This is a genomic window from Photobacterium sp. DNB22_13_2 (assembly GCF_052873915.1).
This window is the reverse complement of the sequence record NZ_JBNNXU010000001.1, coordinates 519,531-545,618: the sequence shown is the minus strand read 5'-3', so window position 1 is coordinate 545,618 and position 26,088 is coordinate 519,531. Positions and strand designations below refer to the sequence as shown.

General features: G+C 48.2%; 25 protein-coding genes and 1 tRNA gene. 20 read left to right on the top strand and 6 right to left on the bottom strand.

What is annotated here, in order from left to right; translation table 11 throughout:
• Positions 1 to 8: 8 nt before the first annotated feature.
• The gene (locus ACVA58_RS02325) at positions 9 to 905 is read right to left on the bottom strand and encodes a dihydrodipicolinate synthase family protein (RefSeq protein ID WP_446508839.1); all 897 of its coding nucleotides are present in this window, start codon (positions 903 to 905) and stop codon (positions 9 to 11) included.
• Positions 906 to 1,232: 327 nt separating this feature from the next.
• Here ACVA58_RS02325 and ACVA58_RS02320 point away from each other — a divergent pair, with 327 nt between their 5' ends.
• Positions 1,233 to 2,105: a MurR/RpiR family transcriptional regulator gene (locus tag ACVA58_RS02320; RefSeq protein ID WP_446508838.1), complete on the top strand. Its 873-nt coding sequence runs from the start codon at positions 1,233 to 1,235 to the stop codon at positions 2,103 to 2,105.
• Between the two features lie 94 nt (positions 2,106 to 2,199).
• On the opposite strand, the gene nagA is transcribed toward ACVA58_RS02320, so the two are convergent.
• On the bottom strand, positions 2,200 to 3,354 hold the full coding sequence (nagA, locus tag ACVA58_RS02315; protein WP_446508990.1) for an N-acetylglucosamine-6-phosphate deacetylase: 1,155 nt from the start codon (positions 3,352 to 3,354) through the stop codon (positions 2,200 to 2,202).
• A gap of 273 nt (positions 3,355 to 3,627) precedes the next feature.
• On the opposite strand from nagA, the gene ACVA58_RS02310 reads away from it, so the two are divergent.
• The 17 genes from ACVA58_RS02310 (at position 3,628) to ACVA58_RS02230 (ending at position 19,171) form a co-directional block, all read left to right on the top strand.
• The gene (locus ACVA58_RS02310) at positions 3,628 to 4,341 is read left to right on the top strand and encodes an N-acetylmannosamine-6-phosphate 2-epimerase (protein ID WP_446508837.1); all 714 of its coding nucleotides are present in this window, start codon (positions 3,628 to 3,630) and stop codon (positions 4,339 to 4,341) included.
• On the top strand, positions 4,338 to 5,213 hold the full coding sequence (locus tag ACVA58_RS02305; RefSeq protein ID WP_446508836.1) for an N-acetylmannosamine kinase: 876 nt from the start codon (positions 4,338 to 4,340) through the stop codon (positions 5,211 to 5,213). Before ACVA58_RS02310 ends, ACVA58_RS02305 begins: the two co-directional genes overlap by 4 nt.
• A gap of 56 nt (positions 5,214 to 5,269) precedes the next feature.
• Complete coding sequence (locus tag ACVA58_RS02300) at positions 5,270 to 6,751, top strand: sodium:solute symporter (RefSeq protein WP_446508835.1); 1,482 nt, start codon at positions 5,270 to 5,272, stop codon at positions 6,749 to 6,751.
• Positions 6,752 to 6,819: 68 nt separating this feature from the next.
• Complete coding sequence (gene nanQ / locus ACVA58_RS02295; RefSeq protein ID WP_446508834.1) at positions 6,820 to 7,305, top strand: N-acetylneuraminate anomerase; 486 nt, start codon at positions 6,820 to 6,822, stop codon at positions 7,303 to 7,305.
• Positions 7,306 to 8,301: 996 nt separating this feature from the next.
• Complete coding sequence (cydA, locus tag ACVA58_RS02290; protein ID WP_446508833.1) at positions 8,302 to 9,888, top strand: cytochrome ubiquinol oxidase subunit I; 1,587 nt, start codon at positions 8,302 to 8,304, stop codon at positions 9,886 to 9,888.
• A gap of 17 nt (positions 9,889 to 9,905) precedes the next feature.
• The gene (gene cydB / locus ACVA58_RS02285; RefSeq protein WP_446508832.1) at positions 9,906 to 11,042 is read left to right on the top strand and encodes a cytochrome d ubiquinol oxidase subunit II; all 1,137 of its coding nucleotides are present in this window, start codon (positions 9,906 to 9,908) and stop codon (positions 11,040 to 11,042) included.
• A gap of 11 nt (positions 11,043 to 11,053) precedes the next feature.
• Positions 11,054 to 11,167, top strand: a complete 114-nt coding sequence (gene cydX, locus ACVA58_RS02280; protein ID WP_317523376.1) for a cytochrome bd-I oxidase subunit CydX — start codon at positions 11,054 to 11,056, stop codon at positions 11,165 to 11,167.
• Positions 11,160 to 11,462, top strand: coding sequence for a cyd operon YbgE family protein (locus ACVA58_RS02275; protein ID WP_446508831.1), 303 nt, complete (start codon positions 11,160 to 11,162; stop codon positions 11,460 to 11,462). Before cydX ends, ACVA58_RS02275 begins: the two co-directional genes overlap by 8 nt.
• A gap of 266 nt (positions 11,463 to 11,728) precedes the next feature.
• Positions 11,729 to 12,136, top strand: coding sequence for a tol-pal system-associated acyl-CoA thioesterase (gene ybgC, locus ACVA58_RS02270; protein WP_446508830.1), 408 nt, complete (start codon positions 11,729 to 11,731; stop codon positions 12,134 to 12,136).
• Positions 12,133 to 12,819, top strand: a complete 687-nt coding sequence (gene tolQ / locus ACVA58_RS02265; protein WP_446508829.1) for a protein TolQ — start codon at positions 12,133 to 12,135, stop codon at positions 12,817 to 12,819. The genes ybgC and tolQ overlap by 4 nt, the downstream gene beginning before the upstream one ends.
• Before the next feature lie 5 nt (positions 12,820 to 12,824).
• On the top strand, positions 12,825 to 13,271 hold the full coding sequence (gene tolR, locus ACVA58_RS02260) for a protein TolR (RefSeq protein WP_446508828.1): 447 nt from the start codon (positions 12,825 to 12,827) through the stop codon (positions 13,269 to 13,271).
• A 13-nt stretch (positions 13,272 to 13,284) separates the two neighbouring features.
• Complete coding sequence (tolA, locus tag ACVA58_RS02255) at positions 13,285 to 14,328, top strand: cell envelope integrity protein TolA (RefSeq protein WP_446508827.1); 1,044 nt, start codon at positions 13,285 to 13,287, stop codon at positions 14,326 to 14,328.
• A 10-nt stretch (positions 14,329 to 14,338) separates the two neighbouring features.
• Positions 14,339 to 15,688 (top strand): Tol-Pal system beta propeller repeat protein TolB, encoded by a 1,350-nt coding sequence (gene tolB / locus ACVA58_RS02250; protein ID WP_446508826.1) that lies wholly within the window; start codon positions 14,339 to 14,341, stop codon positions 15,686 to 15,688.
• A 35-nt stretch (positions 15,689 to 15,723) separates the two neighbouring features.
• Complete coding sequence (pal, locus tag ACVA58_RS02245; protein WP_187462083.1) at positions 15,724 to 16,254, top strand: peptidoglycan-associated lipoprotein Pal; 531 nt, start codon at positions 15,724 to 15,726, stop codon at positions 16,252 to 16,254.
• 19 nt (positions 16,255 to 16,273) lie between these two features.
• The gene (gene ybgF, locus ACVA58_RS02240; protein WP_446508825.1) at positions 16,274 to 17,020 is read left to right on the top strand and encodes a tol-pal system protein YbgF; all 747 of its coding nucleotides are present in this window, start codon (positions 16,274 to 16,276) and stop codon (positions 17,018 to 17,020) included.
• Positions 17,021 to 17,140: 120 nt separating this feature from the next.
• Positions 17,141 to 18,202 (top strand): quinolinate synthase NadA, encoded by a 1,062-nt coding sequence (gene nadA, locus ACVA58_RS02235; RefSeq protein WP_446508824.1) that lies wholly within the window; start codon positions 17,141 to 17,143, stop codon positions 18,200 to 18,202.
• A 105-nt stretch (positions 18,203 to 18,307) separates the two neighbouring features.
• On the top strand, positions 18,308 to 19,171 hold the full coding sequence (locus tag ACVA58_RS02230) for a bile acid:sodium symporter family protein (protein ID WP_446508823.1): 864 nt from the start codon (positions 18,308 to 18,310) through the stop codon (positions 19,169 to 19,171).
• 67 nt (positions 19,172 to 19,238) lie between these two features.
• Here the strand turns inward: ACVA58_RS02230 and ACVA58_RS02225 are convergent, their stop codons facing one another.
• Complete coding sequence (locus ACVA58_RS02225; RefSeq protein ID WP_446508822.1) at positions 19,239 to 19,826, bottom strand: UPF0149 family protein; 588 nt, start codon at positions 19,824 to 19,826, stop codon at positions 19,239 to 19,241.
• A 247-nt stretch (positions 19,827 to 20,073) separates the two neighbouring features.
• Here ACVA58_RS02225 and ACVA58_RS02220 point away from each other — a divergent pair.
• Positions 20,074 to 20,161: transfer RNA gene (locus ACVA58_RS02220), tRNA-Ser, on the top strand.
• A gap of 117 nt (positions 20,162 to 20,278) precedes the next feature.
• On the opposite strand, the gene ACVA58_RS02215 is transcribed toward ACVA58_RS02220, so the two are convergent.
• On the bottom strand, positions 20,279 to 22,768 hold the full coding sequence (locus tag ACVA58_RS02215) for a Lon protease family protein (RefSeq protein WP_446508821.1): 2,490 nt from the start codon (positions 22,766 to 22,768) through the stop codon (positions 20,279 to 20,281).
• A gap of 161 nt (positions 22,769 to 22,929) precedes the next feature.
• Here ACVA58_RS02215 and ACVA58_RS02210 point away from each other — a divergent pair, with 161 nt between their 5' ends.
• A complete protein-coding gene (locus ACVA58_RS02210) occupies positions 22,930 to 23,661 on the top strand; it encodes a PHP domain-containing protein (RefSeq protein WP_446508820.1) in 732 nt (243 codons plus the stop codon).
• A gap of 10 nt (positions 23,662 to 23,671) precedes the next feature.
• Here ACVA58_RS02210 and dsbB read toward each other — a convergent pair whose 3' ends face one another.
• Complete coding sequence (dsbB, locus tag ACVA58_RS02205) at positions 23,672 to 24,190, bottom strand: disulfide bond formation protein DsbB (protein ID WP_446508819.1); 519 nt, start codon at positions 24,188 to 24,190, stop codon at positions 23,672 to 23,674.
• A 244-nt stretch (positions 24,191 to 24,434) separates the two neighbouring features.
• The gene (gene nhaB, locus ACVA58_RS02200; protein ID WP_446508818.1) at positions 24,435 to 26,027 is read right to left on the bottom strand and encodes a Na(+)/H(+) antiporter NhaB; all 1,593 of its coding nucleotides are present in this window, start codon (positions 26,025 to 26,027) and stop codon (positions 24,435 to 24,437) included.
• Positions 26,028 to 26,088 lie beyond the last annotated feature (61 nt).

The following is a 26,088-nucleotide window of genomic DNA, read 5'->3' as shown; positions in this document are numbered from 1 at the left end:
GCAACGCTTTAAGCTTTCAGAAAACCAGCTGCTCGCATCTTGGCTATCACATCGTCTTTTTGTTCGCGGGTTAGTGCTTTTAGCGGTAGGCGCGGATCACCGGCATCGATGTCATGCAATGCCATTGCCGCTTTACCTGCTGCGACACCGCCATACTCAACCAGAACTCGGATAAGCGCGATGACGGTATCCATTCCTTCGATCACCTGCTGATGTTCGCCACGCTCAAACGCACTAATAATGTCGATAAAATGGTTAGCTGCGTAGTTATAGGTGCTGCCAACTGCGCTAGTGGCACCCACCGCCAGTGCACCTGGTAGGTGTTCATCGACGCCGAATGGAATATCGAATTTACCGTCGCAAGCACGTAGGCAGCGTTGGTATTCGTATAGGTCACCACTGTTGAACTTCAGCCCGGACAAGTTCGGAATACGTGATTCAGCTTGGATCAGAAACTGTTCCATATCGAGATTCACACCAGACATGCCTGAGTGGTAGTAATAGAAGCCTTTTGACGGTGCTGCGGCTGCAACAGTTGCGCAGTAATCAACCAGATCGGCAACAGAGCCCGGCTTGAAGAAGCATGGGCCGATTGCTGATGTGGCGAGGATGTCCAAGGTGTCAGCATGGCGGGTTAGCTCTAGTGTATCAACGATGCTAAGTGCGCCGGTGTGAACAATGAGTTTCAGCTTGCCGTTTGCAGCTGAAACCCAACGCTCGGCAATCGCTTTGCGCTCTTCAACAGAGCAGTGGATACCTTCACCTGTTGTGCCACAGATGTATGCACCTTGGACGCCATCTTGGATCAGGTGGGCTGCAATCTGGTCAATAGCAGCGAAGTTGACGTCGCCATTCGCTGAGAATGGAGTATGTGGAGCGGCGATTAGCCCGGTTAGTTTTTGCATAGTTCAAACACCTGTGAAGTTATACTTCAAAAATAATATTGATAGTGGAGTTTGATTGTTATCCTATGGAGTAAAGCTTCATTTAGCAATCGATATAATCAGGAAAAATGTCCGACACACCGAAATTGTGATGAAGGTATCATCCTAAGTAGATTGTAGCTGCATGGCTTCAGCTTGACATTAAAGACCCCATATCGATGGAGCTTTACTTCACAAAAAGCTTTTTTAATGGGAGAATCGATACAAATAAATGAGTTAGTCCAACCTGAATGAGTCGCAGAACAAGTATTGATACAGGTTGGCATTCAAGCACCGTAGGATGGAAGAATGGTTGCAAATCACTTACCGGTAAAATCAGGAAAAGTGCTCGATATGATGGGAAGCATGCAAGAGAGCATGACGCCTTCCGCCCGCCGTATTTCTGAATTTGTGATGGACAACCCCGCAGGGGTCACCAAACTTTCTATCGCTGAGCTCTCTCAAGCTGTTAATGTTGGGGAAGCGACAATTATCCGCTTTTGCCGGATGTTGGGCTTTAAAGGGTTTCAGGACTTTAAAATGGATCTTGCCATTGAGTTGTCCAACCAAAGTCAAGGTGACAAGTCGCTACTTGATACCGATATTACGGCGGGAGACGGTGCAGAACTGATTGGCCAGAAGCTGCAGCAGACGATCCACAATGTGCTTGCTGAGACATTAAACCTGCTGAACTTTGAGGCATTGGAAGATGTCGCTCAGCAGATAAGCGATGCCCGAGCGGTGTATTTCTTCGGTGTCGGCTCATCGGGGATCACCGCAGAAGATGCCAAGAACAAGTTTATGCGCGTTGGCTATAATGTCGATGCGCTAACCAATAACCACTTTATGTATATGAAAGCATCACTGCTGCAGCCAGGCGATTTGGCGATTGGTATTAGCCATTCTGGTAATTCGCTGGAAACAACGAAAGCCTTGATGCTGGCAAAAGAAGCCGGAGCGAGTACGGTTGCACTGACCCATAACCCTAAATCAGGGATCTGCAAATACGCCGATTGGGTTCTGCTTAACGGTAACCGCCAGGGCCAGCTTCAAGGCGATTCGATAGGAACAAAAATCACCCAGTTGTTCGTGCTTGATCTGGTTTATACCCTGCTCGTCAAAGATGATGTGGACGGGGCGCTGGCCAAGAAACTACGAACCACGCAAGCTCTCGAATCATAAGCTTTAGAAACGCCTCACAATCATTATACGGCAAGCTTTCTGGCTTGCCGTTTTTGTTTTGTATACAGCGAGCTTATGTAACTGCTTTGGATTTTTAGTGACGCTTTATCCCCATTTGATACACCCCTCTTACATCAAGGGCAGGATCAAGCATGACGATATTGGCCTTATATCCGGCTTTTACTCTGCCGTAGTCCCCATCAATGCCCATCGCTTTAGCTGGATATAGGCTTGCCATGCGCAGGGCCTCTTCCTTGCTGACACTAACGTGTTCAACCAGATTTTTTATCCCGTCAATCATCGTAATGGCAGCGCCTGCAATGGTGCCGTCTTTGTAGTGGCACTTTCCGTTGGTGACATAGGCGGGTTGGCCAGCCATATCATAGCTCGACATATTAGTACCTGCAGGGGTAACGGCATCGGTGACGAGGAATAGCTGCTCTCCCAACAAGGCTTTGGCTATGCGTACTGCTGGATAGGCGGCATGAATACCATCAACGATGATTCCGGTTGCGGGCTTGTGTTCGGCGATGTAGCCCACGGCACCGACTTCGCGAGAGGCGAGTGGGGTCATGGCATTGTAGAGGTGGGTTGCCATGGTTAACCCCTGTTTGTCATTGAGTTGCTGGTAAGTAGCATTGGTGTGGCCGATAGACACTTTAATCCCAGCTTCTGCCAGTGCATCAATTGCCGCTTGCTCAACACATTCGGGGGCGAGAGTGATCATCTTGATGGCATCCTGATTTTCAGCCAGCCGCTTCGCTTCTTCAAGCCCTAAAGGACGAATAAAGTCAGCATGGTGGGCCCCTTTCTTTGTGACATTGATAAACGGACCTTCTAGGTGTAGGCCAAGGACGCCGATGTTATTCCGATCCTGGATCGAATCGACCAAAGTGATGGCTTGAGCCATTTGTTGCTGCGGGCAGGTGATTAAGGTCGGCAGGAACTGAGTGGTACCTGATTTCAGGTTGGTTTGGTTCATGACGACTAAGGTCTCGAGGCTGAGATCAGAATTAAACAATACCCCGCCACAGCCATTAAGCTGTAAATCGATAAAACCTGCCGTGATGAGTAGCCCTTCGACATCGATGCAGCAAGGGGGTAACAAAGGGGCTTGTGCCATAGGCACTACACTTACGATAGTGTCACCTTGAATAATAACGGCCTGATTATCTAATAGGGTATCGCCATCAAATACGGTTGCGTGGGTTAGCGCAAAGGGTGTTTGGGAAGCGTTGCTGTTTTCCATCATCCTTTCTTCCTCGTCCTTTCTTGTGATCCAAAGGGATTAAAACGGTTTAAGGGGCTTTGCTACGGTCTATGAAGCTTACTGGTGGAGTATTACTCCATTTTTCGAGGAACTTTAATGAAACTTCAGTACGGTATCGAGGGGTATTTATACCTTGGGCTAATAATTGTGGTGTTGATCTCCTTTTTGAATAATGCAGGTTGAAGTTTTGCTCCATAAAAAATAGATTGGAATAAAACTTCACCACTAAATTGTTTTTTGGAGTTCTGCTTTATGACAGTTTCTACTGTTAAAAATACTGTTCTGGCGACGCTGAAGCATGGGTTTGTAGCCTCATGCCAGCCAGTGGATGATGGGCCTATGGATGCCCCCGAGATTGTTGCAGCGATGGCACAAGCCTCCGTCGCTGGCGGTGCGGCCGCATTGAGGATTGAGGGAATTGACAACCTTAGAGCTGTTAGGCCGAAGGTGTCGGTACCGATTATCGGGATTGTTAAACGCGATCTGGCAGACAGTGATGTCCGTATCACAGCCTTTGTTGAAGATGTGGAGGCGCTGGCCCAAGCAGGGGCAGACATTATTGCTATTGATGCAACACAACGTTCTCGTCCTGTACCAGTCGAGGAGCTGGTGACGGCGATTAAAGAGTTGGGGTGTCTGGCAATGGCTGACTGCGCTACGTATGAGGAAGGGATCGCCAGTCTGCAATTAGGGGTTGAGATCATTGGTTCTACACTGTCCGGGTATACCGGCGGCGAGGTGCCGAAGGAGCCGGATTTTGCCTTGGTGACAAAACTGGATCAAGCTGGCTGTTTTGTTATGGCTGAAGGGCGTTACAACTCGCCACTGCTTGCCCGCCAGGCTATTGAAGCCGGTGCATCGTGTGTGACAGTCGGCTCTGCGATCACCCGTATTGAACACATTTGCCAGTGGTTTGGTTACGAAGTCTCACAAGCTTGTTTACCGGAGAAAGAGGCCATTGTATGACGACCTACTTAGCTGTTGACCTTGGTGGCACGAAGTTAGCTGCTGCATTGGTCACCAATGGTGTGGCCAGCGGTCACCGGCAAATTGATACCCAGTCGGATAGGTCTCCGCAGGTACTGAGAGATAACCTGGCCACTTTACTTACTCCTTTTCAAGGACTGGCTGACCAAGTGGTGGTCGCTTCTACCGGGATCATACAAAACGGGCATTTGACTGCGCTCAACCCATTAAATCTGGGTGGGTTGGATCAGTTCCCGCTTCAAGCTGAGGTTGAGGCCATTACCGGGCTGAACACCTTGGTGATTAATGATGCACAGGCGGCGGCATGGGCTGAATTTAAGGCTGCTTCCGGGCACTATTCCAATATGGCGTTCATTACCGTCTCGACGGGAGTCGGTGCAGGCCTTGTCTTGGACGGTCAATTACAAATCGGCCCGCGTGGTATTGCAGGGCACGCAGGCCATACCCTTGCCGATCCCGCGGGTCCGGTGTGTGGCTGTGGCCGGACTGGCTGTGTGGAGGCGATTGCTTCGGGTACGGCTATTGGCCTGCAGGGGAGTGAATTCTTCGGAGCTGGCTGTAGCGGCCGGGACGTATACCAACGTTTTTTGGCGGGTGATCCTAATGCCCAGGAAATCGTTACCCGCTCTGCAAAAGCCATTGCCCAGTTGGTGGCGGATTTAACTATCACCAATGATCTAGATGCCGTTGTGATCGGCGGGGGAGTTGGTTTAGCAGACCAATATCTTGAGTTAGTGCAAGCAGTGTTAAATACAATGCCAGCTATCTACCAACCCAAATTAGTACCAGCTAAATGCGGAACCGATGCAGGACTGATCGGTGTCGCCCTGTGGGCACAAGCCTGCAGCTAAACATAAAAACATATAGACATTTTATCTCAACCTACACTCTTGAGAGGAGCTAGCGCATGGAAATGCATGCTTTTGGAACCCTGAACTATATCGTCCTGATCGTCTATTTGGCGGCAATCATGATGGTGGGAATGTACTTTGCCAAGCGGCAGAAGTCTGCAGACGATTACTTTAAAGCGGGTGGACGAATTCCAGGCTGGGCGGCGGGGATCAGCGTTTTTGCTACCACGCTAAGCTCGATTACCTTTATGTCTATCCCGGCCAAAGCTTATACCGAGGATTGGACATTCCTACTAGGGCAGTATATTGCGATTATTATTCTGCCGTTTGTCTTCATTTACTACATTCCCTTTTTCCGTAAGCTGAATTTGACGTCAGCCTACGAATATTTGGAAAAGCGCTTCGATGTCCGGATGCGGTTATTTGCCAGCCTATCGTTTATGCTCTTCCATATAGGTCGTATTGCGATTATCACTTATCTGACAGCACTGGCACTGATGCCGTTCATCGATATTAATCCGTTGACCATTGTGTTTTTGATCGGTGTGCTGTGTATTGTCTATACCTTCATGGGCGGTATCGAAGGGGTGATCTGGACGGATGTGATTCAGGGCGTCATGCTCTCTGTCGCTGCTGTGATGATCTTTGTGATGATTTGTTTCAACGTCGATGGTGGTATGACCGAGATTTTCCGCCTGTCAGCTGAAGCGGATAAATACTTCCCGGCAGACAAAATGGCTTGGAGTTGGTCTGAAAGCACCGTACCTGTTTTGATGATTGGTTTCCTATTTGCTAGCTTGCAGCAGTTTACGGCTAGCCAAGATGTTGTGCAGCGCTATATTGTGACGGATTCGGTTGAGGAAACGAAGAAAGCCCTGGTGACCAATGCCAAGTTGGTTGCGTGTATCCCTGTATTCTTCTTCGCTGTCGGGGCTGCGCTTTACGCTTACTATACTCAGCATCCTGAATTAATGCCTGAGAACTTCAACACCGGTGGGATCTTGCCATTCTTTGTTATATCCCAGATGCCAGCGGGTATTGCAGGTTTGATCATTGCTGCTATTTTCGCGGCGTCGCAATCAAGCATCTCAAGTAGCCTCAACAGTATTTCTGCTTGCTTTACTTCAGATATCTATGCTCGATTCAGCAGTGAGAAAACGCCTGAGCAAAAACTGAAAGTCGGCCGCTTAGTGACTGTTGCTGCCGGTGTGTTTGGTGTGATTGCTTCTACCTACCTCATCATGTCGAACGAAAGTGAGCTGTGGGATGCCTTCAACAGCTTGATTGGCTTGATGGGGGGCCCAATGACTGGCTTGTTCATGCTGGGTGTGTTTGTCCGCCGTGCTAATGCGAACAGCGCTTTGCTGGGTGTCGTTACCGCAGTTGCTGCAATCTTGTGGGTGCGTGCAAGCACCGACTTGAACTTCTTCTTCTATGGCGTCATTGGTACTTTGGTTGTGGTTCTGGTGGGCTTTATCACTGCTCCACTGTTCAAAAATAGCCACAGCGATGAAGAAGTTAAAGCGCTGACTATCTAACCCTAATCTAAAACGAAAAAATCTATTCCCCCTTTAAGGTCCGTGCCATATAGGCCGGGCCTTATTTTATGACGAGAGAACTTATGATTGTTGGTCATATTGAACAGCTAGAGACTTATTCCTATCTTCCTGCAGCAGTGCACCGAAGCTTGGCTTTTTTGTCTGAGACAAATATGGCGGAACTATCCGTCGGCCGCCATGATATCGACGGGGACAATATTTTTGTTAATGTGATGGAATTTGACACGGCTTGCGCAAACAGCAAGTTACATGAAGTCCATCGAGAGTATTTGGATATCCAATATCTGATCACTGGTGAGGAACGTATAGGCTTTGCCTTAGCAAATGATAGCCATACGGTTGAGAAAACCTATGATGCAGAGAATGACTATTGGTTAGCTGGGCAGTTAAATATGGAATCTGAAGTGGTGATGGAGCCGGGAATGTTTGCGATTTTTTTGCCAAACCAGCCCCATAAGCCGGGATGTGAGGTGCAAACACCTACAGCCATTAAAAAGGCGGTGGTGAAAGTGCACCGCCGCCTGTTTGAATAAAGCGTTAAATTTACTGGAAAGAAAAACGAGGCCATATGGCCTCGTTTTTGTTTTTTTACACCTAGCACAACTGTTTTTTGTTTCACTTCTGTTTCTATGGTTACAACTCTGTGACAAGTCGAGCGAGATCCACAGAGTGAATATAGTGTCTACTGAACAGCTGTTTGAGCACTTGTTTGCTTTGTGGGCATTTTTTAGCAGCTGCTTTTGTACATCTCAGCAAAGCTTGGTTGGTAAAGTGCAACGATTTTTTCAAAAATACGAGCCATATCTACTTCCTCAATCTAAATCAACATGGTTGGGGAAACAGCCTACAACCCGCCAAAAAGAAGACTTTTAGTCTCTGGGCGGCCTTATCTGTTTCTGGAGCTGATTATAGGCATTTTTCATATATCCAAAAGCGAGTTAAATTTAAATTTCGGATTAGTTAATCTAATTAATTAGTATGGGATTTACGATCTCTAAACACTGTTCTATCAGTAACGACAACCGAGATGAGTTGGTTTTTTGACCAAAAATGTAAGCTTCAATCGTTTTTTTTCTAAGGATAAACAGCGATGATATGAAGGGTTAAAACAGAATGTGAATTAGCATTAATACAGCGCCTGTTGTTTTGAAAAAGCCAGCTTTTATTGTTTTGTTTCCAGACGCCTGAACGACTCTCAATTTTTTGATCTAAGTCAACCAAGGTGCGTGTGATTAATAAATGAACAGTCTTTATTGATATTTATCAAAGCAAATTGTGCGATAAATCCATTGAGCCCGAGAGCGAATGTCAGTAATATTAGCAATGACTTTATTAGCTGTAGCTTAACAACAAATTAACTAATTTGGTACAGTGTCGCAACATATCAAGGATGCCGTTGAAAATTAAAATGATGGCAACCAGGAAGGTGGCAAAATTGCGACGACGTTTGGCTACATTTTGCTAAGCCCAACCATAAGTGCACTGTGTTGTACTGTCGTCAGTCAGCCTGACGAAAGAAGGAGTTCTCAATGTTCACTGATATCGTCGAACTATCGCGGTTACAGTTCGCATTAACTGCGATGTATCACTTTTTGTTCGTCCCACTGACTCTCGGCATGGCTTTCTTGCTAGCCATCATGGAGTCGGTTTACGTAATGACTGGAAAGCAAATCTACAAGGACATGACCAAGTTCTGGGGTAAGCTTTTTGCCATTAACTTTGCCCTGGGTGTTTCCACGGGTCTTACCATGGAGTTCCAGTTTGGTACTAACTGGGCATATTACTCTCACTACGTAGGTGATATTTTCGGTGCGCCACTGGCTATCGAAGCGCTTATCGCTTTCTTCCTTGAATCTACCTTAGTTGGCCTGTTCTTCTTTGGTTGGGATCGTCTATCCAAGCGTCAGCACCTTACTGTTACTTGGCTAGTTGCTCTTGGCTCTAACTTCTCGGCGCTATGGATTCTTGTTGCAAACGGTTGGATGCAGAACCCTGTAGGTGCAGAGTTCAACTTCGAAACCATGCGTATGGAAATGGTAAGCTTTGCAGAAGTGGTACTTAACCCAGTTGCACAGGTGAAATTCGTTCACACTGTTGCGTCTGGCTACGTAACCGGTGCGATGTTCGTTCTTGCTATCAGTTCTTACTACCTGCTTAAAGGTCGTGATATTGCCTTCGCTCGCCGTTCATTCGCGATTGCTGCGGCATTCGGTATGGCATCAATCCTATCTGTTATCGTATTGGGCGATGAATCAGGCTATGAGCTTGGTGACGTTCAGAAAACTAAACTAGCAGCGATTGAAGCGGAATGGCACACAGAAGAAGCGCCTGCTGCCTTCACGCTGTTCGGTATTCCAAATCAGGAAACCATGGAAACGGATTATGCGATCAAAATCCCTTACTTAATGGGTATTATCGCAACACGTTCAATCGATACGGAAGTAACCGGCCTGCGTGATCTGAAAGATGAACACGAAGTGCGTATCCGTAACGGTATGGTTGCTTACGGCCTGCTGGAAAAATTGCGTGCCGGTGATAAGACCCCCGAAAATATCGCAGCATTCGATGAGGTTAAACACGATCTAGGCTACGGTTATTTGGTCAAACCTTACGCGGACAATGTTGTCGATGCAACTGACGAAGATATTGCACGAGCTGCAGATGACTCTATTCCAACGGTATGGCCTTTGTTCTGGAGTTTCCGCATCATGGTTGCTTGTGGTTTCTTGATGCTGGGTATCATTGGTGCGGCATTTGTTCAGTCTTGTCGTCACAAGATCACTGAAAACAAGTGGGTACTGAAAGCGGCACTATTTGGTTTACCTCTACCATGGATTGCAATTGAAGCTGGTTGGTTCGTTGCTGAGTACGGTCGTCAGCCATGGGCGGTGGGTGAAATTCTACCAGTGTCGATGGCGGTGTCTAATCTGACGCCTTCAGACATCATTACTTCTTTACTGGCAATTATCGCACTGTACACAGTGTTCCTGATTGCTGAACTGTACCTGATGATCAAGTTTGCTCGTCTAGGTCCTAGTAGCCTGAAAACTGGCCGCTACCACTTTGAAACTAACGATGCACCGCAGAATGTGGTATCGCGTCAGGTTGAAGCATAATCAGGGAGAGTTAAGCAATGTTTGAATATGAAGTATTGCGATTTATCTGGTGGGCGCTAATCGGTGTGCTTTGCATCGGTTTTGCAGTCACTGATGGTTTTGATATGGGTGTAGGTGTTCTGTCCCGTATTATCGGTAAGACTGACAGCGAACGTCGAGTTATGATCAACTCGATAGCCCCGCACTGGGACGGTAACCAAGTTTGGTTGATCACTGCTGGTGGTGCGCTGTTTGCGGCATGGCCACTGGTTTACGCAACTGCGTTCTCTGGTTTTTACTTTGCCATGATCATCACACTAGCGGCACTTTGGCTTCGTCCGATCGGTTTTGACTACCGTTCAAAGATTGAAGATCCAAAATGGCGTGAAGCGTGGGATAAAGCCATCTTCGTCGGTAGCTTTGTTCCGCCAGTCATCTTCGGTGTTGCATTTGGTAACCTGATGCAGGGCGTACCGTTTGAACTGAATGAGTTCATGGTCCCTACGTACAAAGGTTCGTTCTTTGGTCTGCTGAACCCGTTTGCCCTGCTATGCGGTATCGTGAGCATCTTGATGATCACGACGCAAGGTGCGGCATACCTGCAGATGAAAACAACTGATGCTATCCGTGAGCGTGCTCGTCGTGTAGCAATGCTTACCTCAGTAGGTACTGCAGTATGTTTTGCAATTGCTGGTCTTTGGGCTCAGAGCCTTGAAGGCTACGTGATTACATCTGAAATTATTAAAGATGCGCCTTCTAACCCGCTGACGAAAGAGGTTGTTCGCCAGTCAGGTGCACTATTTAATAACTTCGATGCGTACCCGCTACTATGGATTGCACCGCTACTGGCTGTTGCTATGCCTGTCCTGACAGTACTTTGCTCTCGTGCAAACCGTGGGGCGCTGGCGTTTATTACATCAAGCCTGACCATGGCGGGTGTCATCTTAACTGCTGGTTTTGCTCTATTCCCGTTCATCATGCCATCAAGCCTGATCCCGGGTCATAGCTTGACGATGTGGGATGCGACGTCATCAGAACTGACGCTGAACATCATGACTGGTGTAGCGGCAGTAATGGTTCCAATTATCCTGGCGTACACTTCTTGGTGTTACTACAAGATGTTTGGCCGTCTTGATACCAAATATATCGAAGACAACAAGAACTCACTGTACTAAGGAGACAGACTATGTGGTATTTCGCTTGGATCCTGGGTGTGCTTCTTGCTTGCTCATTCGGTATCATCAACGCGCTGTGGCTTGAAGCGACAGAAAATATGGATAAAGAGGATACTGGTGAGTAACCTCGATCACTGGGTGAAGCGTGCCCACCAGTGGGTAGACTTCGGTCTACTGCGCATAGTGGCGCTGCTGATGTCATTGGCATCAGCAGGACTGGTGGTGTGGGAACCTACACTTTTCGCCCAGGCGATTGGCGGATTCGGACCGATTATCTCGCCAGCCCTAATATGGGCAACGTGTGCCGCGATGGTCTTCGGTGTTGGCTTTGTGCCGCGCCGCTGGTACGGGCAGGTGTTTTTCACCCCGTACATCTCGTTGCCAATATTGGCTTATATTTTGTTTCTGCGTTTAGCGTAGCGAATTGATTTCAAACTGTTCACGCTGATACAAAAATATACAATTGAAACAGCCCATTGCAATTGAGTGATGGGCTGTTTTTTTATATCTGGATAAAATACAAGCAGATAACGTATTGGCACGGATGATTGGCAGTGACAAGGTCATCAAAAAGTAAAACTCTGCGTGTTTACTAGCAATGCATGATTCCAATCAGGTAGCCAAGTTAGGTATAGTAAGCGATTGAGTAAAAGCCTGAATACATTGCAAGAAAGGTTGGAATGATAATGACCGAAGAGCACCCATTTGAATGGCCGATTAGGGTCTACTACGAAGATACGGACGTAGGCGGCCTGGTTTATCATGCTAACTATATTAAGTTTTTTGAGCGGGCGAGGACGGAACTCTTCCGGTCCATCGGTGTCAGTCTTAACGACTTGTTCGCTGAAAAAGCCAGTTTTGTCATTCGGCATCTAGAGATCGATTACCTCAAAGGTGCCAAGCTAGACGACCAACTTGTTGTTCGGACCTGGCCTAATACTATACGCCGGGCATCGATCGAATTTTGTCAGGTTTTAGTTAACAATAACGGGCAAACCTTGTGTAGAGCATCGATTCAGGTAGCCTGTGTCCACCCCGATACGTTGAAACCTATCAAGATCCCAGAACACATTTTATCGGAGATAACTAAGTGACTGCTGAACTTTCGATTTTAGATCTTTTCCTACAGGCGAGCCTGCTGGGTAAGGCTGTCGTACTCATTTTGCTGGGTATGTCGGTTACGTCTTGGGCAATGATCATTAAACGATCCCAAGTCTTGTCGCAGGCAAAAAATCATGTGGACCGCTTTGAAGACCGCTTTTGGTCTGGCGTCGACTTGTCGCAGCTTTACCAAGAAGTGGAAGCGCGAAAAGATAGCCTGACTGGTACCGAACAAATTTTCCATGCTGGCTTTAAAGAGTTTGCCCGTTTGCACCGCAATAATGGCAAAGCGCCAGAAGCAGTAATGGAAGGCACTGGCCGAGCGATGCGCGTAGCACTTTCACGTGAAGTGGAAGAGCTGGAAACCAATTTGCCGTTTTTGGCCACTGTCGGGTCTATCAGCCCTTACATCGGCCTATTTGGTACCGTTTGGGGGATCATGCACGCCTTTATCGCCCTTGGTGCAGTGAAACAAGCAACCTTGGCAATGGTTGCTCCGGGTATTGCTGAATCATTGATTGCGACAGCTATCGGTCTATTTGCGGCAATCCCCGCGGTAATGTTCTTCAATAAGCTGACCAATCAGGTGTCTAAGCTTGAGCATTCTTACGCGACCTTTATGGAAGAATTCTCTAGCATCTTGCACCGCCAGGCATTTGCTGCTTACCAGGAGTAAATAGCATGGCTTATCAACCGAAGAAGCGTAAAGTCACGTGCGAGATCAATGTTGTACCTTATATCGACGTGATGTTCGTGCTGTTGATCATCTTTATGGTGACGGCGCCATTTATCACTCAGGGGGTTGATGTTGACTTGCCGAGTACCACTTCGGCCAAAACAGCGGCTGAGTTGGTTGGCGAGAACAACGAAAAGCCACCGATTATTGTCGAGGTCAGCCAAGATGGCCACCTCGGTATTAGTGTGGATGACAGGGAAATGCAGCGCGGGCTTGGCCTTAATGACCTGCTAACCCGGGTGCGTGCCGAGTTACAGTTGAATCCAGAGTCGGCGGTACTGGTGGGCGGCGATGCGCGTGCTCCCTATGCCTATATCATCGAAACCCTCGATGCCCTTAATCAAGCTGGTGTTGGGTCGGTAGGCCTGATGACCGAGCCATTAGAGCAATAAGTAGGCTGGCAGGATGAAAAAGAAAGATTACAGTGCTGCCTTCATTATTTCGTTACTTATGCATGGTTCACTGGTCGTGATGTTGTTGTGGGGATCGGATTTCGTCATGACAAAACCCAAGCCGTCGGGCAACATCGTTCAGGCGGTGGTGGTCGATCCTGCGTTGGTGAACCAACAGGCGCAGCGTATTCGCCAGCAACGCGAAGCGGCCAAAGCCGCTGAGCAAGACAGGTTGAAGCGTTTAGAGCAACAAGCTGATGCGTTGGAAAAAATGCGTCAGGAAGAAGAGCAACGTTTGCGTCAGCTCAAAGCGGATAAACTCAAAGCCGAGAAAGAAGCGCGTGATGCCGAGCAGGAGCGCAAGCGAGTGGCGGCGGAACGGACTAAGGCGGCGGAAGAGAAGCGTAAAGCCGATGAGGCGGCCCGTGTAGCCCGAGAGCAAGCGGCCAAGGCTGAGGCTGACCGTAAGGTGAAGCAGGAAGCGGCACGCAAAGCTGAACAAGAGCGCCAGCGTCAAGTCGCTGAACAACGCAAGGCCGAGGAAGCGAAACGTCAAGCCGAAGCAGCAGCAGCGAAAGCAGAAGCCGAACGCCAGGCCCAAGTAGCAGCGAAGAAAAAAGCGGAAGAAGAAGCTCGCAAAGCCGAGGCTGCCCGTAAGGAAGCCGAGCGCAAGGCGGCAGAAGCCCGTGAAACTCAACGCCAGCAGGAAGCGGCATTAAACGATATGTTTGCCGGCCTTGAAGCCGAGTCTGAGCTGCGCGGCGGTGCCCGCGGCCAGTTTGTGGCTGATGAAAGAGACCGCTACGGCGCTATCTATAGACAGATGATCCAGCAGAACTTGTTGGTTGAGCAGAGCTTTATCGGTAAGGAGTGTGTGATCCGCATGCGCTTGTCGAGCAATGGTTTGGTTCTTGATGCGTCGGAAGATGGCGGTGACAGTGCACTTTGCCGGGCGGCGAAAGCCGCGGTGGTCAAGGTTAGCCAGTTCCCGATGCCGGAAGACCAAGCGGTTGTAGAGCAGCTGCGCAACATCAGACTAACAGTAAGCCCGCAATAAGGAAGGAGTAATGATGAAACGTTGGTTAATGGGTTTATGCGTGGCGTTGCTGAGTTTCAGCCAAATCGCCCATGCAGAGCTGGAATTGGTGATCACTGAAGGGGTGGACTCAGCCCGTCCTATCGGTGTCGTTCCTTTCAAATGGGAAGGGGCTGGCAAAATGCCGACTGATATTTCAGCGGTCATTGCTTCTGATCTCCGTCGAAGTGGTAAGTTCTCACCGGTGTCGACCAGTAACATGCCGCAAACACCTTCTAACGAAGAGCAGGTGGATTACAATGCCTGGACTTCAATGGGGGTTGATGCCTTGGTCACAGGTACGGTGACGATGAATGAGCAAGGTAATTATGTGATCAATTACCAGCTTATTGATGTAGTGCGTGGTCAGTTGACCAGCGGTCAGAGCCGTGGCCTGGAGAATGGTGAGTTGGTGTTGACCAAAGATCATCTTCTTTTAAATAATCGCGCCACGGTTAAAGAATCACGTCTTCGACACTACGCTCACCGCATCTCCGATATTGTGTATGAAAAATTGACTGGTGAGAAAGGGGCTTTCCTTACCCGAATCGCCTATGTCGTGATTGATGATAAAGCCCAATACCCGTACCAGCTACGTGTCGCTGATTACGATGGCTTCAACGAACGTTTGGTATTGAAATCCCAGCAGCCGTTGATGTCCCCATCATGGTCGCCAGATGGTAGTAAGTTGGCATATGTCAGCTTCGAGAACCAGCAGGCACAGATTTTCATTATGGATATCTACAAAGGTACCCGTGAGATGGTAACGTCGTTCCCTCGCCACAACGGTAGCCCTCGCTTCTCGCCGGATGGTAAGAAGCTGGCCATTGTTTTGTCGAAGAGCGGTAGCTTGCAAATTTACATTAAAGATTTGGAAACCAAGGAATTGAAGCAGATCACCCGTGGTCGAGCTAACAATACAGAAGCATTTTGGGATCCGAGCGGCGACTCTTTAATTTTTACCTCAGACAGAGGTGGTAACCCACAGATTTATAGAGTAAATTTAGCTGACGGTTCGACTAAGCGCCTGACTTGGCAAGGAAGTCAGAACCTCGGTGGTCAATTGACGCCTGATGGCCGGTATCTGGTGATGGTGAACAGGTCTGATTCTGGCTACAACATTGCTAAACAAGACTTGAAAACTAATGCCGTGCAGGTACTGACCAAGACATTTTTGGATGAATCACCAAGCATTGCGCCAAATGGTGGCATGGTGATTTACAGCTCGGTTAATAACAAGTCTAACGAGCTGTCATTAGTGTCGATTGATGGGCGATTTAAGGCAAGATTACCTGCTACTAATGGGCGTGTAAGGGCTCCGTCCTGGGGACCTTTCCTCTAAGTTAGTAGCAACTAGCAATAAAAAAGGAAAATAAAATGCAACTGAACAAAGTTTTAAAGGGCTTGGCAATTGCGCTGCCAATGTTCACTCTAGCGGCGTGTAGCTCTAGTGACAGTACTGATAGCTCCGCAGCTTCAGAAACCAACACAGGTTCAACGACAGAGCAATCGACAGTCGTAACATCGCCAGTTGAGCAAGAGCCAGTGCTTTCTGAGCAGGAACTACGCAGCCAGCAGCTACGTCAGGAACAAACTATTTACTTCAAGTTTGACAACGCTGAAATCCAGCCTGACTACCAGGATATGCTGACTGCTCACGCTGAATACCTTCGCGATAACGCAGAAGTAAAAGTGATTGTTGAAGGTCATGCCGATGAGCGTGGTACACCTGAGTACAACATCGCCCTAGGCGAGCGTCGTGCTAACGCAGTTGCTAAGTACCTTCAGGCACTAGGCGTATCTGCAAGCCAGATTTCAATTGTTAGCTACGGTGAGGAAAAGCCACTAGTCCTTGGCCATACTGAAGCTGACTACGCCAAGAACCGTCGTTCGGTTCTGGTTTACTAAGCCATAATAGGTAATTACGATGAACAGTAACACAATGCGAACGCTCGCATTAACGTTGCTGGTTGGTGCGGCGACCCAAGTGGTCGCCGCACCTGCTCCTGTTACTGAAATCAGTGGTAACAGTGCGCAGGGCGGTAGCCTGGAACGTCTGGAAAGGATGATTGAGGCACGCAACCAGGTGCAGTTGGATATGCAACGGCAACTGGATCAGCTGGCAACCGAAATGGATGAGCTACGAGGGATTGTAGAGAGAAATAGCTATGATCTCAGCCAGATGCTTGAACGTCAGCGCGAGCTTTACCGTGAGGTTGACAGCCTTAGTCGACAGCCTCAAGCTAAGGCGACTGAAGAGCCAGCATCGGATAAAGCAAGCACTGAAGTATACTCTAGTAATGTGGGCGAGAACGAAGCATATGAATCCGCGGTTAACCTTATCTTAAAAGAAAAGGATTACTCCGGTGCGATCACCGCTTTCAAGGCGTTTTTGGTCACGTACCCTGAATCAAGTTACAAGCCGAATGCTCATTACTGGCTTGGCCAACTCTACTTTACTCAAAACCAACTTTCTGAAGCTGCAGAGCAATTCACCGAGGTTGCCAGTGTTGAGAAGTCCAATAAGCGTGCCGATGCATTGTTGAAGCTAGGCATTATTGCCGAGCGCAGCAAAAAGCCGGAAGACGCGAAGAAATACTACCAGCAAGTTATTTCGACCTACCCGGACTCAACCAGTTCGCGCCAGGCGCAAAGTAATCTCGATAAGCTATAAGCACTTGCTCGCAGGTATTGAAGAAGGCCGGTTAACCGGCCTTTTTTGATCCATGATATTTGAACGTTTGCGGTGTATAATGCGCGGATTGTACATGGACAGCAATAGAGCAACCGAGCTATGAGTCTTACTTTTGATCCCTCTGAAATGGTCTATCCGTTTCCACCTAAGCCAACGCCGCTAACTGTTGATCAGCAGCAGGCGTACAAGGCAAAAATCAAGGCATTGCTAAAGGAAAAAGATGCAGTGCTGGTGGCCCACTATTATACCGATCCTGAGATCCAGGCTCTGGCTGAAGAGACCGGAGGGTTCGTTGGTGACTCGCTGGAAATGGCCAAGTTCGGTAACCAGCACCCAGCCAAGACACTTGTGATCTGTGGCGTACGCTTCATGGGTGAGTCGGCCAAGATCCTGACGCCAGAAAAACGCGTACTGATGCCGACACTGGAAGCTGAATGTTCGCTTGATCTTGGTTGTCCGATTGATGAATTCAGCAAATTCTGTGATGACCACCCGGATCACACTGTAGTGGTGTACGCCAACACCTCTGCGGCGGTAAAAGCCCGTGCTGACTGGGTCGTGACCTCGAGTATCGCACTGGAAATCGTCGAACAGCTAGATAGCGAAGGTAAGAAAATCATCTGGGGTCCAGACCGTCACCTAGGCGGCTATATCGCTAAAGAAACCGGTGCTGAAATGCTTCTGTGGCAAGGCGAATGTGTCGTCCACGACGAGTTCTCGGCAAAAGCCTTGCGCGATATGAAGCACTTGTATCCTGAGGCGGCGATTCTAGTCCACCCTGAGTCACCAGCAAGCGTAGTGGCATTGGCTGATGCAGTAGGTTCAACCAGTCAGTTGATCAAGGCTGCCAAGTCGTTACCTCAGCAGAAGCTAATTGTCGCGACCGACAGAGGCATCTTCTTTAAGATGCAACAGATGGTACCGGATAAAGAACTTGTCGAAGCACCAACGGCAGGTGCAGGTGCGACATGCCGTAGCTGTGCCCATTGCCCGTGGATGGCGATGAATGGCCTCAAAGCGATTGAGCAGGGCTTGCGTGAAGGCGGAGAGCTGCATGAAATCTTTGTCGATGAGTCACTACGCGAAAAATCTTTGATCCCGCTTAACCGTATGTTGGACTTTGCAGCCCAACTGCAGGTTAATGTGAAAGGTAATGCGTAAGAAACCGTAAAGCGAACAGATAAGAGAGCGACCATTGGTCGCTCTTTTTCTATGTGCCACAGCGCATATTGGAGTAGACTCTACGTTTAAATAAGGAGATTTCAAATGGGACAGACAATGCTGACTGTCGCTTTGCCTATTGCGCTGGCATGGATGATGTTTTGTGTTGGCCTGACACTGTCTTTGGCTGACTTTAAACGAGTTGGCCGATATCCGCTGTTTATTTTTTCCGGTCTTGCTGCACAGTTGGTTGGTTTGCCGCTGATTGCGCTGAGCCTAATACATTTTGTTGGCTTGCCGGAAGTGGTGGCCGTTGGCCTGTGGTTACTGGCGTTGGCACCAGGTGGGGCGTCGTCCAATGTCATCACCCACCTATCCGGAGGTAACACCGCACTATCCATTTCGATGACCGCAGTGAGCAGTTTAATTATTCCTTTTAGCCTTCCTCTGATGCTTCCTGTGGTACTTAGCGATTCCCAGTTGGTATTGCCACTTAAAACGGCAATCTTACAGTTGGTGATGGTGACTTTAGTTCCCGTTTCAATTGGTATGGCTTGCCATCACTTTGGTCGTGGCAGGTGGTTCGCAAGCTTTGCCAAGTGGGCAGGGCGCTCATCAATTTGGGTCTTGATGTTTACTGTAGCTATTACGTTGGCTGTTAATCATCAGGTATTCCAGCAGCTATTTTCCAGTGCCTCGATTGTCGCGATTGCTTTGTGCTTAATGGGCATGGTGCTAGGGGTTATCGTTGCTCGTGTGCTCAAAGGCGGGGAAACGTTGACCAAGACGCTGGCGATAGAAGTGGGGATCCAGAATGCGGGGACTGCGATTTTTGTCGCTGTAGTTCAGCTCAAGCAACCAGAGTTGGCATTGACGCCATTATTGTACGGGGTATTGATGAATATTCCGGTCACGGTGATGATCTACCGCCATCAGAGAGGACGTTTGCGCTCACTGTTTGCTCGTTAGCCAAGTTTGCGGTAGTGAAAAAAGAGGCGGTAACTCAATTACCGCCTTTTCTTTGGGATTTGTGCGACTAAGCTTCTGCTTCGTCTTCGTTGACCAGCTGATAGGCACGAATTGTCAGGCCACATAGCATGGTTGGGACAGAAGCGAAGATTTCTTCGAACTGGGCAAGGCCGTCCGCACCTTCCTGAGAAAGGGCTTCCATCGCATTTTCTGGATCGTACAGCAGGCTGAAGCAAAGCAACACGCCACCAAGCAGGGCATTATTCTCGCTCTCTTCTGGCATGATAGTTTCCCAGTCATCACGGCATAGCTGCCAGCCTTGAAGTAGCCCTTCTGCAAATTCACGGGTATCGGTAGATACCAGCTCTTTATCATCTAGAGAACAGCCTTCCGGCCAGTGCCAGCTACCTTCCAGCAAGGCTTCACGGCTTTCGTTCCATAGATCAATGATGGCATTAGCGTAGACTTCTAGCTCTTCTTGGCTGTTAAAAGGAGAGGTTTCTTCGCCACCCCACATGAAAGCCAGCCATTCGGATGGGTTGATCAGGTGCGGTGCCGCCGCCATTGCGGTAACAAAACCACGGGTCTGGGCTTCAGAAAGCAACTGTTGAGCCAGTTGTGGATTTTCCAGCAGTGTGCGTAAAGATGAAGACATAATTCGCTCTCGTAAATTTTGTATCAGGGTTTGTCCAACGTAAATTGTCGCTGGATGAACACGATTTAGGTTTATACCCATATAGTAACAGGCTAGTGAAGAAGGTGGGACTGTTCACATGTAAATCAAGACCTTTGCTGTAATTATGAACACCTGATTGATTGTGCAGTGTTTTTTGTTGACCTTTACCACCCCAGCCACTATAGTAGCGACCCTGTTGAGGCAACATGCCTAGACAGTACAATTTGGTGAGTTGTCCGAGTGGCTGAAGGAGCACGCCTGGAAAGTGTGTATACGGCAACGTATCGAGAGTTCGAATCTCTCACTCACCGCCACATTTCATGAAAAAGCCCGTTGATTATCAACGGGCTTTTTCGTCTCTGATATTTGATCAATAGAATTTTGGTCCCCGCTTATTTAGTGGGCAGACACGCCTTTTTTCGTCCTTTACCTTAGCGTTTTGATCCCGTTCGGGAACCGTTTATTGCATGGCTGAGTGCCTTGTTCATTTGCTTGATCCTTAAAACAATTGCGGCATTGATGCTATGGGGCGGATAGTGGCCTTTGGTATTTGGTGTTCCCATTTGTTGGTCGGTGAGCAGTGCCATTATCTGATGAATATGATCCACAGCCCATATATGAAACTGGCCCTTGGCCATCGACTGCCGGACTTGTTGGTTGACCATCAAGTGGACGGTGTTGGTTTTCGGAATGATTACGCCTTGTTCCCCGGTCAGGCCATCAGCGTTGCAGATATCAAAGAACCCTTCGATTTTTTCGTTGACCCCGCCGATGGCTTCGATATTGCCATGTTGATCAATGGCACCGGTTACGGCAATACTTTGTTTTAGAGGGATTTGTGCAATCGCTGATAGCAGTGCACAGAGTTCGGCAGCTGATGCACTGTCACCGTCGACAATACCGTAGGACTGTTCGAAGGTGAGGGTGGCCGAAAAGGCGAGTGGTTGCTGCTGCTCGTATTTTTCGCGCAGGAAGGCGGTCAGGATCATTACTCCCTTGGAGTGGCTCGGACCGCTGAGATCAACCTCCCGCTCGATATTGATAACACTGCTTTGACCTAGATGCACCGCCGCGGTGATCCGGCTCGGACGGCCAAACAGGCAGTCGTCAAGGCAGATCACCGATAGGCCGTTTATTTGGCCGATGGTTTCACCCTCAACCTCAATCTGGTTGATCCCGCGATGAATATTATCCGTTATGCATTCCTTGAGATAGCTACTCCTAAATCGGCGGGTGTCAATTGCCTGTTCAACCGCAGCGGCGGTGATCAGCTTAAGGGCCTGTTGCTCTGCCCAGTAATTCGCTTCGAGTATGATCCCGCTTATCGTGTCCCGATGCAGTGTCATTTTTTCGCCGTCTTCAACTAGCCGAGAAGCATGCTCGATGAGCCTTGCTACCGCACTACGGTCGAGTGGCCGTGCCTGTACCTCCGTTTGCAGCGCTTTGATAAATCTCGAGAAGAGCCGGCAGGATTCCGGTGTACGGCTGATCTCTTCTGAACAATCGGCCTGGACTTTGAACATCTGTCCAAAGTCGGGATCGTAACGCTTGAGCAGGTAGTAGGTCATACGATCGCCGACCAAGATAACTTTGATATCGATAGGTATTGCATCCGGCTCTAGCGCGGTAAGTGCTGTGACACTGAGTTGTTGTTCGAGCGGTTGGATTTTGATTTCTCCAGACAGCAACGTGCGCTTGAAAACATCCCAAACAAAGGGCTTGTTGAGCAGTTGGAGCACGTCGATGATCAGGTATCCGCCGTTGGCTTGATGAAACGCCCCAGGCTTGATTAAGGTGAAATTGGTGATGAAAGTGCCGAGTTCACCCTTGTGTTCGATCCGACCGATTAAGTTGGCGTAGGTCGGATTATCTTCATATATCACCGGGGGGGAATTGTGCTGACTGTTATCGACAATAATATTGACTTCGTAGATGGTGAAGGGACTAAAGCTAAGCTTTTGTCCGGTATATTCGTTCACCTCGGCCTCAAGGCTGCCGTTGAACAGAGGGATGTTATTAAGGATATGTTGCTTGAGTCTTTCGATGTGCTGTTCGATACATTCGACGGCCATGATATCGGCAGGGAGTTGCCCAATAAGGTAATCGAGTGTACCGGCTACAAACTCTCTTTCCAGCTGATCCTTTTTGCCCCTCATTTCCTGATCCCAAAACGGTACTTGCTTTATCAGGTTGACGAGCATCTGCCTTAGCTCTTCGACCGATTTATCGATCACTTTCCGTTCGTCTTCTGGGAGCTTCTCGAACTCCTCTTTACTGATAACTTTGTCTTTTTTGACCGGGTGAATGACATAGCCTTTATGTGAGCGCTTTAAGATACAACTTTTGGCTTTAGCTCGTGCTTCGATTGCCTGGAACGCTGCGATTTCTTTGTTGTTGAGCTCATTTTGCAGTTTGTCGATGCTGTTGATGAATTTGTCGTTTTGTAATAATGAAGGCACGGTTTTTTTCAGCCCTTCGATCAGCACCTGAAGATTCTCTTTTAGCCGGAGCCCCATTCCCGCAGGTAACTGGAGAGCAACGGGTTTGCTGTTGTTAGCGAAGTTATTGACGTAACACCAGTCAGAGAGTGTCTTATCAGTATCGAAATGTTGGGATAGTAGCTGTTTGGTCATCGAAAGCTTGCCGAGTCCCGCAGAACCCATGACAAAGATATTGAACCCTTTATTCGGGATCCCTATGCCGAGCTTGATAGCCTCAGCGGCGCGTTTTAGCCCTAGAGGGGTGTCTGTTGAGTCTATTTCTTCTGTCGTCTTGAAGTCGAAAATAGCGGGATCGCAAGGGTGGAATAGTTCGGTTGCTTTGAGTTTGGTTGCCGCTGTCACTTGGCCGGTTTTAGCGGAATGGCGGGGAAGAGCCATTGCTATACGTTGTTGGTTGGTCTTAGAGCGTAAATCCTTCATAGCATCGGCTGATCCGGCAGATATCGAGATATCGCTAAGTATAATAATCAATAGAGCAATTGGGTGACTCAACTTTTGTAGGACATAATAGAGAGTTAAATATTGGTGTATGGCGTTTAGAGTAGGGAATTTCTCCTATCTTTATGGAGGGGGCATGAACTATGATTGAATTTGATAAATTATCTGGTTTTTTCTCTGGCTTTTATACTTTTAAGCCAAGGGAAAGGTTTATTTATCTTGATTTCCACTTACATACCACAGTCTCTGAGGGAATCACCATTTCTCCCTCTTTATTGTCTTTCCTTTCAGATAAACCCCATTTGATTTCTATTACGGATCACAATGATATCAGGGGGGCTGCAGTGGCATGTGAAATAGGGATGACTAACATCCCGGGTATCGAGTTGGTTTGTAAAGATGGCTTTGAGTTGCTTGTCTATTTTAAAACGTTGAAAGAGCTAGAAGTGTTTTATACCAAGGAAGTCGAAAGAAATACGCACTGTTACCTGACGGCAAGGACGAATAAGGATATCGGCTATTATTTGGACCTCCTGTCTGAGAGGGATTGCTACTTATCGATTCCACATATCAATGGTTTGGCTGAAAAGAACTTCCTGAAAAGTGTGCCTTATGTGAAAAATGTGATTAAAAGGGTAGATGCCATCGAAACCTATAATCATGCATTACCGAAGAACCGGAATATTAATGCGCAGATCATCCGGCGCTCTTACCAATTAGAGGCAACATTTGGCAGTAGTGCATTGATCAACAGCGATCTATTGTCCTTTTGTCGCTATCTCGACCAAGAGGAAAAGCGCCACCACCGTCTACTAGACAGCTTCTTCAGAAGCCCGCTGGGATATGGGCTTGCCCAGCCTTGGGCTGGGCAATGAATGGAGGGGGTTAGTTTTTCTTGGTCCCTAGGATCTGCGCGACAACGATAATGGCAACGGCAACCAAGTTAGCCGCGAAGATAATTTCTAGCCACTGTGGCATTGAAAGGCCGAAGAATTGCCATACAATCTTGCCACAATCGCCTGAGGCTTCAAACATCCATGGTACCCAATGGTTGAGCGGAGCCCATGCCGGGAAGTTTACGTCCAGCGCGCAGGTGGCTGACCATGGGAATTCCGGGAACTGGTAGGCGACATGCTCCTGAGCCAGCGCAAGACCCTGGTAAGAACTGTAAGCCCAGCCAGCGAGGCCCGCCCAGCGAATAATATTGTTTTTTGGCGCGATCATTCCCAATATTGCAGCAAAAGCAATCCCCATCATGGCAACGCGCTCATAGACACACATCACACACGGGTCGAGTTTCATTACGTGCTGGAAGAACAGGGCACAGGCTTCAAAGAAGATAATGAAAGCCAGTAATATAGCCCATGAAAGTCGACTCTTTGAAAAAGTATTCAGAAAATACATACGGGGTTCCTGGTTGAAAGGTTAACTGCTAAAACGACGTTGTTAGATTACCGAAGACCATAAAGCTTTCAGTCGACTTAGCACTTAACTGTCACTTGGTTATATAAAGACCAAATTAATATAAATTTCTGTCATCTATTTGGTCTTAAAGATAAATATTAGCACCAAATAATTACGAAAAATACAATAAAGCCCTGACAGTACAGGGCTTTAATACAGACAATCAGATGTTAGAAAAATTCAATTAATGGCCAAGCGCCGGGGCAATGTGTGAACCCGCCTCCACTGTCGCCTGAGTGATCCAACCCAGGTCATAGAACCACTGTGTCATAGGTACCAGAGTGAACTCGATACAGGCCAAGCCAACCAGTGATAGCACGATAGTGTACGGCAGTGCCATGTATACCATGCGTCCGTAGGACAGGCGGATTAGCGGAGCCAGTGCCGAGGTCAATGCGAATAAGAATGCAGCCTGACCGTTTGGCGTAGCAACCGATGGCAGGTTGGTACCGGTATTGATAGCAACAGCCAGCATGTCGAACTGTTCACGGGTAATGATGCCGTCAATGAGTGCTGATTTGACTTCATTGATATATACCGTACCGACAAACACATTGTCAGAGACCATCGACAGCAGGCCGTTGGCAATATAGAACATGGTCATCTGGGCGCTACCCTCTAGGCTCAATACCATTTCAATGATAGGAGCGAATAGCTTTTGGTCGATGATCACCGCGACAATCGAGAAGAAAACAGCAAGCAGAGCGGTAAATGGCAGGGCTTCTTCAAACGCCTTGCCCAGTGCATGCTCTTCGGTAATGCCAGTGAACGAGGTTGCTAGGATGATCACTGTCAGACCGATTAGTCCCACTGCTGCCAAGTGCATAGCAAGGCCGACAATCAACCAAACTGCAATAACCACTTGGATGATCAGTTTGGCGTAATCTAAGTTGGTACGGCGTTTGCGCTCTTCATTGTCAAAGTCAACCAAGATACGGCGGACGTTTTCTGGCAGGCGGGCACCGTAGCCGCAGATCTGGAATTTCTCGACCAATACACAGGTAACGATTCCGCATAGGAACACGGGTAGGGTTACTGGCAACATGCGGATGATGAACTCACCGAACAGCCAACCGGCCTGATCGGCAATGATCAGGTTTTGCGGCTCTCCCACCATGGTCATTACACCGCCAAGTGCAGTACCGATACCGGCGTGCATCAGCAGACTACGCAGGAAGGCACGGTAGTTTTCTAAGTCGTCACGGCTGACTTCAAGAATATTCGAATCTGAAGTATGGTCGTGCGAGGAGTGGGGCTCCTGACCAGAAGCGACCTTGTGGTAAATACTGTAGAAACCAATAGTGACACTGATCACAACGGCAATTACCGTCAGCGCATCAAGGAAAGCTGACAGGAAAGCAGCCATTACGCAGAACGCCAGTGATAGTAAGGTCTTGGAGTGGATGCCGATCAATATCTTGGTGAAGATATAAAGTAGCAACTGCTTCATGAAGTAGATGCCAGCAACCATGAAGATCAGTAGCAACATCACTTCGATATTGGCGACCAGCTCGTGCTTGACCATTTCAGGGCTGGTCATCCCGATAGCGACCGCCTCGATAGCGAGTAGGCCACCAGGTTGTAATGGGTAACACTTTAATGCCATTGCCAGGGTGAAGATGAACTCGATAACGAGTAGCCAGCCTGCAACGAAAGGGTCAACCAAAAAGAAAACAAAGGGATTAATGATCAGAAAAGCAATGATGGCGACTTTGTACCAGTCGGGTGCTTTACCGAGGAAGTTTTTTATAAAAGCGTTCCCTAGCGAAATTGCCATGTGTTCGAGTCTCTTGATATACGCAAATACTAATAATAATGAGCTGCGTTGCTATCTTGCC